The sequence below is a fragment of the Mycoplasmopsis agassizii genome, from assembly GCF_002272945.1.
Classification (GTDB): domain Bacteria; phylum Bacillota_I; class Bacilli_A; order Mycoplasmatales; family Metamycoplasmataceae; genus Mycoplasmopsis_B; species Mycoplasmopsis_B agassizii.
On sequence record NZ_NQMN01000002.1, the window covers coordinates 323,806 to 336,195 of the forward strand.

A 12,390-nucleotide genomic window follows, 5' to 3' on the forward strand; every position below is an offset into this window, starting at 1 on the left:
AATGAAAAAGTTGTTTAAGGAAGTATTTAGATCGTTTTTTAAAAATAAATTTACTATTTTACTTTTAAGTATTCTAGCATTTTTAACTGCTGCCGTTTTAACAGTTATTTTTAATGTGCGTTCTGCATACCAACTTCAATACAACGAAACAAATATCATTTCAGGAAATCCTGATTACACAGTTGGTTTAGAAATCAACCCTTCAGGTAATCTACCCGAAAAAGGACTTTATAACGCTTCTGTTAAGACCTATAATAGAGCCAATAATGGCGAAGCCAAGAAACAACTATTATTTCCTAATAGATACCAAGCTTTATCCAGTTTTCGTAGTGCTGCTTCAGAAAATATCTATATAGATACTACTGAAATTACCAGAACTTATAATCAAGAAAAAGTTAATAACGCTTTCAATTTTAATTATGAAAGTGATACTTTAACTTTCGCAAGCCCTACAACTTTTACCCTTTACAACAAGGTAGGTAATAATTTTGTTGCTGCTTCAACTGTTTATACAATTGCAAGCAATACAGAATTTACTTTTGATCAAAACATCTTTTTAAGAGACTTAGTTAACATTCATTTAAAAACAAATGAAAAAGATCAAATTTCAAATGTTGGTTCTATCTATTTAAACATTAGAACTAAAGAAGCAACACGCAGTTTTGCTAAATCACAGATTTGAGCTGCTGATAATGAACTTTACACTTTAACTGGTGAAAATCTAGCTAATTTAATGGGTTATTCATTAACAAGTAATGGACTTTATGAATATAACAATAACCCTTTAAAAACAATTACTATTAGTAATCATTTTTCTAATGGTAATGAAAATTTACTTAGTTATAGTGCTGAATTAACAGGTAAATTTTCATTATCTTTTTTAACAACTAACTACATTCAACAAGCAAATCAATTATTGGAAGTTAATGCTAATGAAGTTTTTAACCTTCCTAAAGATGACATTAAAGAAACTAGACAAGAAGTTCAGTTTGTTAAAACAACTTATGATTTCAACTTTGTTGATGAAGAGTATTCAGGAATCTATCAAGTCTTGGCTAGAAAAATTAATAGTGGTGAATATCCAAATTTAAAATCAGATTATTTCTGAGTTAAAAAAGTTAAAAACTATATCAATGGTGAGTTATCTTCAGAAACAAGTTTTGTGTTAACTAGATCTGATTTAGATCTAGCAATTATTGAAGAAGGAGCAACTACTGAAACCAATTTAAGAACACTAGAAAACCTGTCAGACATTTCACAAATTCAACTTCCAGTTACTTTAGGATTTATCAGTGATACAGAAACTTTAACAAAATTAGAAGCTAATTTTAAAACAACTGCTTCAGGAAATATTAAAGACAGAATTGTTGAAGAAATGAGTAGTTATTCAGGTGCTTCAAACATTGGTAGAAGACAAACAACAACATTAAGTACAATTGAAACTGCTAATAATCAAGTTAACAACTATCTATATCACTTTGTAAATATTGGTGATCAAGAAGGCAAAGTTGCAGGCACAGCATCTAATGTTGGTAAGTTAATAGATTTTAGTGGAACACATTCACTAAATTCTATTTCATCAGAAAATACAGATTTTTATAAATCTGAATTTTTACCTAGTGGGCTATTACATACTATCATTGAAAGAGGTTTATTAAGTTTTTTCATTGATCCAGATTATGTAAAAGTTAACTACATCTGAGAACCAGTTAGTTATTTTGATCAGTTCAACAACGTTTACACAAGCGCTTCACAAAAAATTATCCAAGTTATTGATAAAACTACTAAGCAAGTTGTTGCAGGAATTTTCTTTTCACAGGAAAACATTAGTTATGTTTATGCTGAAAAAGAAAATGGTGTTTGATATCAAAAAGAGTCTTATAATGCAGGTCAACTTGATGCGATGATTCAAAAATATTTTGTGCAACAAAATTTAACTATTTCAGAAACCCATGCTGAATCATGGGCAAAACAATCAGGTAGTTATGCGTACTTACCTTATTATTTAGTTACCATTAATCGTTCAATTTTAAAAGAATTTTCTGAAACAGGAAGAGCAGACACTTCAGCTCAAAATATTAAAGAAGGTCTTTTAAAAACATCTTTAGCAACTGAAGGTTTCATGACTGCTGAGACAATAAATCAACTTGTTAATTCAGGGTTTAAATCAGTTTATGAAAATAATTTAGTTGCTGCAGTTGCAACCAGCAGACTTTCAAATGATCTAATGCTTAAATTTGCATTTGACATTGTTTATCATTTTGTAAATGATTATGGAGAAGATAAATTTGAAAATTTATTTACTAATTTTTTAAATACTTTAATTGACAAAATCAATGCTTCATCTGGTTCATTAGAAGAACAAATTGAATTTACAAAAACACAGTTAAAGAACTTAAATTCTTTTGTAAATAATTTTGGTTTAGATTTATTAAAAATGCTTCCTTTTAATTTAAATATAGATGACATTTTTGAATGAATAAAAGACCCCAGAATTTTCTTAACTTCGTTAATTGAGATTATTCGATCAATTAATTTTGTTGAATATGTTTCACAAGTAAATGATTTTTTTAATAATCAAGTTGGTAAGAAAATTTCAGGAAGAATTATTAGAGCAACAGCTTATGATTTAGTATTACCATTACTTGATAATATTGATTTTACAGTCTTTAAAAATGAAGTTAAAAAGATATTTAATAATATCGATTTTAATAAAATGTTGAACCCAGATTTAACATCATCTTTATACCAAAAAGCAGTTGCAAATAATGGTGAAGATAATGAAACTGTTAAGACATTTTTTAAAAAATTAAATGGTGGCACAACAGCAAATCCATATTCTAATTTTGCAGATGAATTCTCAAACATTTTAGACTTATGAAACGCTAATTTATTTGCTTCTTTTTTAAAGCAAAATGTAGTTTATCAACAACTTCCTAATTTCACAAATACAAGAGTTTATTTAATTAAAACAATACCAACAAATGCATTACTTTCTTCATTTGTTTCATCATTAGTAATTAATGCAAATGATCAAGATTCAAGTAATGATAAGACATTTAAAAACTCAATTATTAAGTTATTAAATTTATCAGATGCTGGAGAATTTAATGACATAATTGGATACATTCCAAATTTTAATGACAATACTCACATAGCAATTTCTGACCTTTCTGTAATAGGTACAGTAATGGCTTATTTATCTAACATTAAACCTGCAGTAAGCCCAAATGCACCACCTTCTGCAACAAATGGAAATAATACGGAAACATCGGTAAATAGGGCACAATCAACCACTTCTGGAATTGTTACCAATTTAAATAATTGAAATAATTTATTGCAAACAACAACAAACTTATCTGCCAAAATTAGTAATGAAACAGAACTTACAAATGATGAATTAAATTGATTAATAAATAATATTGATAACTTTAATTACAGCACTATTACTAATAAAGAAACAGCTATTAATTTAATTCAAAATCACATTGATTATTTAAGAGCATATGCGGTTGTTCAAGGCGAACATAATTTTGCATCTATAGCTAATGTTATCTTGACTACAAACGCTGATGATGAGATTTATAGACAAGCTAAAAATCAAATTCTAAAAGAAAATCCCGTTAGTTTAATTGCTGCAAACGGAGACTTCAATTATGATGTTGCAAGACAGTCATTTTTAGCATATAGTTTTATTCTTAGATTACGTTATTTATATAAAGATGATCTACAACAATTTAAAGATGAATATGCTAAATATATTGCACTATTTAATAGCCGCATAAACAATGGATCATTAAGTTTTATAACTGGATTTATGAATGACTTAAATTCAAAAACTTTATACCCAACAACAAGTGATAATATTGCTTTAAATGTTAACTTTAAAATTTCAAAAGCGCTTGCTTCTAATAGGTTATTCACTAACGAATTATTTAGTGAAAAAGATGGTATATATGATAATGCATCTTTTGATTCATGATTCAAATCTTTAGCATTAAAAACAAGAGAATTAATTTTATCAATTAAAAATGAGTTCGTTGAGAATGTAGCTATTTTAGCTTCTTTTGCAGAATTTAATCCTAATGTTTTATCGGTGTTTCAAACAGGACAAGCAAGCACAAGTGTTAACTTTTATAATTGATTAATTAGCGATACAAATACAGCTATTACAAATGAAAAATCATTTGAAAAAATTTATCAAGAATTAGTTTCAAATGAAAAAACTTCTCAGTTATTTAATAGCCTTGATTTAAGTTCAACTTTATTAAATACACTATTTAATGCTGCTCTTCCACAAGTAACTTTATGATTTATCTCTGATGTTGCCGCAGATAGAAATTCAACTTCACAGGAACTAAGATGAAGCTCAAATTTAGCTTATTTAGTAGATAATAAATTACTTAATTTTTCATCGGTTACGAATGAAGATTTAGGGAAATTATTTGCAAGTATTTTAGGAATTAATACAGACGACTTATCATGAGTAGTTGATGGAAATATCTATAATGTTATACCTTCTGATTTTGCACAGGCAATAATTGATATAACTGAAAGTAGTGCATCTCGTGAAGTCATGCTTTATCAAATTGCTCAACTCGCACCACAGCAACAGGCAGTTGAAAAAGTTAATGATACAAAAAGCATTGCACTGGATTATGATCTATTAATTAGTTTAGGAATAGTCGATTATAAAAATTCTCAAGCAGCATCTAAAACAGATTTTTTATTTTTTGACATCCAAACTAATGCCATCTTTAATTCTATTTTAGATGTTTTCACCGAGTTAGAAGAAGCAACTGCTGAAAGTGGAAAATATTTAGATACAGCAGCTTATTTAATTAAAGTTAACGATACCTTCTTATCAAATAATAATCTTGAAGTTTACAATGGAGAAATCCCAACAAACACTATCGAGATGGCTAATTTCATGAACGAAAATAAAGACAAAAAATTTGTTCTTTCAATTAATCAATTACCATTCTTAATAATCGGGACAGGAATTACTTCAGATTATATTTATCCAGTTGTTGATGAAAATAACTTAAGAGTTAATACAACTTATCAAGCAATTGTTTTCTTAAATCAAAAAGGATGAGACAGAATTAATTTAAATTCTTCAACAGTTGTTAAAGATTATTTATTAGTTAAAAATAAAGAAAATGTTACAACTACAAAAAGTGTTGAAGAAGCAAGAAGTCTATTGTCATCAACTATTTCTGATTCACAAAACGTTGAAAATGTATATGCAGCAACAGCGTTAGATTCACTTAATCCTGAACGTTCATTAAGAATTACTACTCCTGCAAAATTAATTCAATATGTCTTAAATTTCAATTTAATGGTAATAATTTTATTATTAGCATTAAATTCAATTGCCTTCATTTTCGCAATTCGCCGCTATGTAAATAACAAATCAACCGTTTTAGGGATCTTAATTTCACAAGGTTATAGTAAGTTCCAAATTGCGAGTTCAACATCAATTTTTGCAATTGCTGCAACATTAGTAGGTGGAGTCCTAGGTTATGGAATAGGTTATGTTTTCCAAAAACCAGTTATCTCCTTATTAACGGGATTTTGAACTAGTACGCCTTCACCAATTGCTAATTTTGATATAACTTCATTTTTAATAGCAGTTGTTTTACCTCTGGTTTTCATGCTTTTCGTGCTCTTTTTCAGTGTCATTGTTCTCTTGCAAAGAAAATCAATTAACTTGATGTCTAAGGCTGATAAGTTGATTTTCTCACGAACTATTAAGAAAATTAATAGCATTAAAAACAGAAGAACAATTAAAAGTAAATTCTCAGTTGCTTTATTCTTCAACAGTTTTTATAAACTGGTTTGACTAGTAATAGGAATAACATTAACTTCAATAGTTGTGATTCTGTCCTTTAGTAGTCGCTTGACTTTTACAGATGCAATCAGTTTAACTTATGAAAATAGGAAGTATGAATATCGACAAGATTTAGATACTCCTACCACAGAAGGTGGTGCTTTTGTTTCTTATAATAGGGCTAACTTAGAAAATAATTTATATGTTCCAATTGGTCTTTTAAATGAAGCAGACACAACCAGCGCTAATTATTTTAGCCCTGGATATAGTCCTAATAGTAACACAACCAATAATGCAGACAGAATTACAAACGGTAGTCCTACAAGTAGTGACCCCCATGTTATTACTAAGGCATCTGCTTCACTTACCTTAACTGGAGCAACAACTATTAACCCTTGAGACGCTTCATTTACGCAGTTACCTGAAATTTACCGATCAAGAATTAACTTGTCCTTAGAAGCCATAGGATCTAAGTTAGTTAAATATCAAACTTCAGCACTTAATGGTGGAGCAATTGTCAGATTGCCTAGCCCTACGACAGGTCTTTATGATCAAAACTGAGATAATTTAGTTGATGCAGAAGGTAAAATCTATTCTTACATTAACTTTGCACCTGACAATCCTGAAATTGATTATTCAGCCTTCTTCTTAGTTCACTATGATGAAAGGACTGAAGAAACAACTATTAGACCAATAACCAATGGTGATACACTATATAATTTCTATCAAAAGAAAAATACTTCTTCAAGAGATTTACTGCGTGATTTCTTAGTCGATGGTTACAGAAGGCTGTATGAAGAAAATGGAGAAAGTGACTTTATTATTTCTTTTGCAGGTTCAAGTTTTAACCCTGAAACCGATGAAACTTATTCTTATGCAAGAGCAAATTTAGAAAGACTGAATCAAAAAGATACACCTATTACAAAACCAGAAATCAAAATTTATGGTTATCAAGATAATTCTCGCTTTGTTACCTTAAGAGATAAATTCAGTAATAACTTAAGTGATGCTCTAGCTAATTTTGACGCAGATTCTGCACTTCAAGAAATTAGAAATATCGACCCTTCTATCAGTGCAACTACAGAAGTCTTTCCAATTTTAGTGAACCATGTAAGTTCAGTGCGTTACAATTTAGAAGTTGGAAGTTTCTTTAAAGTTGATGTGCAAAACCATGTAAATCGCTTCAGAGAACAGATTTTAAAAACTAACCCTTCACATACTTATTACTTTAAAGTTGTAGGAATCAATAACACTTATGTTTCTGATGAATTTATCAGTTTAAGAAATATAGTTAATAGAATAACTGGTCTAGAAACCTTAAGAACTTCAGGAGAAGTACCTTATAACGGGATTTTAACTAGCGATTCAAGTTCACCTTTATCAACAAAAAGCATTGCTTTTTATTCAAAAAGTGGATATTACCCAGCGATCTTCAGTTATCCTGTAGCCAATAGAAGCCAACTATTTGAAACTATTTTTGGACAAGGTGGCTTGCTACTTTCAAAAGGATTTACTGAAGAACAGATTTTAGACTGATTAAATATTGCTAATGTTAACTCATTAAGTGACATTGCAGCAAGTACAGTTTTAACTGAAGAAGCAGTTGCTAAATATATAACGCTCTATGATAACGCCATCTATACAACGCAACTTCAAGATGTTTCTAACCGTACATTAGAAGAAAGTTTTGCTCGCTCAGTTTCTGATGCTCTATCAAGATTTATCAACTGAATCGTCTTAATTACAACAGTTATTTCAATCGTTATTTTAATCTTGATTTCAGCACTAATCATTAATGAAAATGAAAGAAATATAGCTATTTTCTCTATCCTAGGATACAACATTAAAGAAAAACTAAGAATCTTCTTAACAATTTTCTTACCGTACACGCTCTTAAGTTTTACTATTGGAGTTGGTGCTACTTATTTATTCTTCAGGCTTTTAAATGAGATTTTAACCAAAACTTCTTCTTTATCACTACCTGATTCAATCCAATGATGACACATAGTTTTAGCATTTGCAATTGTGCTAGCTATTGTCTTATTCTCAATCATGTTATCCTTCATCAGGATTGTCAAGATTAAAGCCATCACGTTGATGAGTGCTGGCTAACTACAGAAAAAATGTGCTTTCAAAAAGAGAGCACATTTATTTTCGATTTGGATCGTATTCAATACTTTCTCACTCAGTACCAAAATAGTTATGAAAGTGAAGTTTGAATTCATTCAATAAATTAAAGTAATTACCACCATATTGGTAGCGGTGGGTTGTGAAAGTTAGGTGAGTAATTCAGTTCACGTTTCTCAGTTCTTTAGGCGAAGAAATTGAATAGTAACCTTCAAATTCTCGATCGTAAAGTAATTCATAAACATATTTATAATTCATCGGTACTCAGTGCTTTTTAAATAGTAAGAAAAACCACTTCACTAGTTTAAATCTTCAGGTAAAAACACTTTTATCTTGCTGATAACGTGACCAGACACGAGATAATTTAAAATAAAGGTTATCAAAATTTCCTATTTTTATTATTTTTGTAGGAACTAGTAGCAAAATGCTAATATATATATCAGCAGTCTTAAAATTATTATTATCACTTAGGAATCTAGGTTTTAATATTTTATAATTACTATCGCTCAAAGAATCTACAAAGAACTGAGGGTAATAATTTTTTAAAGTTTCATAGTCCTCGATACGCATAAAAACATCGATGTTTTTAGCAGATGCTAAAAAAGCATCTTGCTTATAGATAGAAAAGGCAGCATCACGGGCTAGTGAATAAAAGAGATCGTGCTTTAAACAGATCTCATCGAATAATTTCAATAAAGAAATAACGTTATCATTGGTCATAATTTTTATTTTAGTCTATATTAAGAGAAACTCGAAAATTATGCATTATATTTTATATAATCAAAAAAAGGAAATCTATGGCAAAAAATAATCTCTCAAAACTGAATTTTAAAAATCTTTTTAAGTCAAAGAAAAAAGATGAGTCGCGCAAGCGTACAATTAAGACCTGATCAATTCTAGGTGGAGTCGGTGTGGCAGTTGCTATTGGTATTGGTGTACCAGTAGGAATTGTTAATAATACAGTTACGCAGATACCTGCTTTAAGTGGCACTAATCCAGGAATTACTATCAACTTACCAGGGGATAATAAAAAGGTTGTCAATATTGATGAACTGATCAATAGAAGTCTAACTTCAGCAACAGTTAACCAGCAAACTTATACAAAGTATAATCAAGCACTAGCAGAAGTTGCTTATCAAGAAGAATATGTAATGTCTTTAACTTTTTCAAAAGCGCTTGCAGCTTCTTCACTTGCTTCAACTGCAGCACCAACAGGCTTTACTGAATTAAATTCTTTAGAAACTATTAAGACTAATCAACGCCAAGTTATTAATGAGCAAAAAGCAAACACTCAGCAACAATTTGGATTCAATAACTGATTAACACAGTGAAACAACTTATTAGCAACTGATGAAAAATATGGTAAAACAGGTAGCGAAGAAGGTGCTTTTAATTATCTAGTTTTAAAAGCAATTGAAGCAGATGCAAATCGTAGATTCAATGCTCAAGTCTTGAATGTTTTTAGTGAAACATTCTTAAACGCAACTGTTACAAGTGATGTTACTTATGAAGGTGATATTCCTTCATTAGGGATTAAAAAAGGTGATGTTTATTTAGCAAGTGGAAGCAAGATTTTCCAAAATTATTACGCAACTACTACAGGCGATAAACTACAAAACTATATAGTTAACCCTAACGGTACACAAGGTGCTAGAGCAACAAGAATCTTCTCTACAAATAGTTTCTTAAACTTCTTACCTGAATCAGTTGTAACTGCTAATAATGTACCTACAGCAGCCACTTTAGTTGATAGATATTTACAAGAATACAGTGAACTTTATACAGTAAGCAGCTTTAATATTGATATTAAAGCACCTGATACCTTGACAGGTAATTGAACAGTTTCTAAAGAGACTTTCAAGAAATTAATTAACTATGCCATTAGAAATTCTAACCCAGTTACTTTCTTAAGTAATGACGGAGTCTTAAAATATGGTGGAGCAACAGTTTTTGCTAATTCAACCATTAGTGAGGCAGAAAAGACACAAGTTGCTACTGATAATTTCTGATTTAATACAAGAAGTTCAAACACAAGTAAAACTAACCATGGATTCTTAAGTTTTGGAACAATTGCAGACCTTTATAATGCAGTTAACCCTGCACCTGCAGCTTCTACAAACCCTGCAACACCAGCACCTGCTGCAACTACAGATGCAATTTTATTACTTGCATTATTAAGAATTAATGCAAGTACAGCACAGGCACCTGCAAATAATTTAATTAATACAAATGTAACAGTTTCGGCAACTGATAATAGTGCCTGAAATCCTATTACTAAGTTATTTACTGCTATTCAGGGTCATTCTACCTTTACTTCGCTATTTTCTAGTGAAACAGTGACTGCAGATAATGCAGTGCAATTGAATCAAGAAATGAACGATAAGATTGATAACATTCCTACAAACGATTTCCAAAATGCAATCAATGCAGTTATGAATCAAGCCTTTTCAGTAAGTGAAAGATATAACGAAACACTAACCAATGATGCTGATCAAAAAGCAACTCAGAATGCTAGAAAAATTCAGTACTATGATGCAACTAATAATCTATATATTGTGCTAGATTCTGCAGGGCTAAGAGTTGTTAAATCAAATTCTGTCAAGACAAAATCAGAATTTAACAATTACTTAATTAACGACTTATATGCTAACTTATTATCTAATGAATCACAGAGATTTAGCTTTGGGGCAATCACTAAATTACAGTCATTAAATAGCGAATATATTAATAACGGATACTATGTAGGGCTACTGGAACCACAGGTTAATGCTAACGAAGGACAACTACTTTCAGCACTAAGAACTCAACTAGGTACAACAGATGGTTCTTCAATCGTTAATGACTATGCTAAATATCAACAATATGTCAGAGTCAATGCAGTTTCTAACCAAATTACTAGTTCAAGAACAGTAATTGATGCTGCAACAAACGCTTTAAATACAGCAATTTCAAGAGGTACTTATGTAGATTTTCTATACAACTCTTCTTTCCCAAGTGTTGTAGAAATTACAAGAAATTGAAACACACAAATCTTTAGACAACTTAGTTCACAACTAGGTGCGAAAGCAATTCAAGAAGGGACAAACTAATGGCTAAAAAGTTCAATTTAAAAAGTTTTTTAAAGTTATCACTACCACTAGTTGGTCTTTCTGCAGTTGCAGTTTCAGCAGTTGCTTGTGGGCAGGTTGTTGATTCAACAGAAAAAGGTACACAAGATGGAACACTAGGTGGAGCACCTGTCAAAGCAGCCGTTTTTAGCCTTTATAAAGAAACTATTTTAGCTAATTTATATGGCATTGATAGTTTACAAAATAACGATACTTACCTAGATGATGCAAATAGTGAATTCTATCAAGATGCTTATTCAGCATGATTGTTCTATGCTTCAACTAATATCTTAAATAACATTAACTGATTCCAAGAACAACGCAGTACTTGAGATACTAATGGAATCTCTTCATATAATTTTAAAGATACAACTAACACAATTAATGTAGATAACAACTATCAATCAGCAAATACTTTTAAGACTTTATTCTTGAATCAAACTTCTACAATAAGAAATGATCTAGTAAATTACTTATTAGTGAAACGTTATTTATTGAACCAATCTCTAGAAGATGTTAAAAAATCTTTAACTAACTATGACACAATTATGAGTGATGCAACTGCTGAAACAGATGCAACTAAAATTCTTTATAAGTCAATTAATGTAGAAAATACTAGTGATTTCTTCTTAATGAAGTACTTATTAAGTGATGCAAAAATTATTAATCAGTGAAAATATACATCTACGCCGCCTTTATCACAGATAACTTCTGGTGTAATCGCAACTGTTAAATCAGTTGCTGATTATAATGCAATTGTGACTGATTCAGCACAACAGTTAAAGACAATTAACACTAATTTTGCAGTTAATGGTGCTTCAACTGATAACTTAGCAGCTTTATTTGCTTATCAAGGGTTTGTCAATTTCAGTGAAACAGCAACTCCTGCAGGTGATTTTTCTTGAACCATGGATAGTTTAAAAGCAAGAACAGCAAGTAATGGCATTGTCGAAGGATTCCAAGATTTACCAAGTAATGTACTTTATACTCAACAACAATTGACAGCTAATGCTGCAACTGCAAGTACAGATGATGTTACAGAAGTTACAGTTATGAGTGAAACTAATGGTACAACTACAGTGAATGCAACCTATGCAATTAAGATTGCTCCACTATTTAATACAACTAGTGAAACCTTTACTTTCACAGGTACACCTTGAGCAAGTAATGAACAACAAAGATTAATTACTTTCTGATTAAATAAGATTGATTCAACTTTAATTACTAAAGCTTTAACTCATTATAAAGCTTTAGGTTACAGTGTTTCAACTGATATTGAATCACTGAAGAAAAATATTGAAGGAGAAGAGTACTACGCTTAAT

4 protein-coding genes are annotated in these 12,390 nt (G+C 30.2%); 3 read left to right on the top strand and 1 reads right to left on the bottom strand.

Annotation, left to right across the window (positions count from 1 at the left end; translation table 4 throughout):
* Window position 1: 1 nt before the first annotated feature.
* On the top strand, window positions 2-7,945 hold the full coding sequence (locus CJF60_RS03960; protein WP_084232472.1) for an ABC transporter permease: 7,944 nt from the start codon (window positions 2-4) through the stop codon (window positions 7,943-7,945).
* 36 nt (window positions 7,946-7,981) lie between these two features.
* Here CJF60_RS03960 and CJF60_RS03965 read toward each other — a convergent pair whose 3' ends face one another.
* Window positions 7,982-8,680 carry a hypothetical protein gene (locus CJF60_RS03965; protein WP_084232470.1) on the bottom strand — a complete coding sequence of 233 codons (699 nt, stop codon included), beginning with the start codon at window positions 8,678-8,680 and terminating at the stop codon, window positions 7,982-7,984.
* Between the two features lie 77 nt (window positions 8,681-8,757).
* On the opposite strand from CJF60_RS03965, the gene CJF60_RS03970 reads away from it, so the two are divergent.
* Both CJF60_RS03970 and CJF60_RS03975 read left to right on the top strand, forming a co-directional pair.
* Window positions 8,758-11,049: a HinT-interacting membrane complex protein P80 gene (locus CJF60_RS03970; RefSeq protein WP_084232468.1), complete on the top strand. Its 2,292-nt coding sequence runs from the start codon at window positions 8,758-8,760 to the stop codon at window positions 11,047-11,049.
* Complete coding sequence (locus CJF60_RS03975; RefSeq protein ID WP_084232466.1) at window positions 11,049-12,389, top strand: HinT-interacting membrane complex lipoprotein P60; 1,341 nt, start codon at window positions 11,049-11,051, stop codon at window positions 12,387-12,389. Before CJF60_RS03970 ends, CJF60_RS03975 begins: the two co-directional genes overlap by 1 nt.
* Window position 12,390 lies beyond the last annotated feature (1 nt).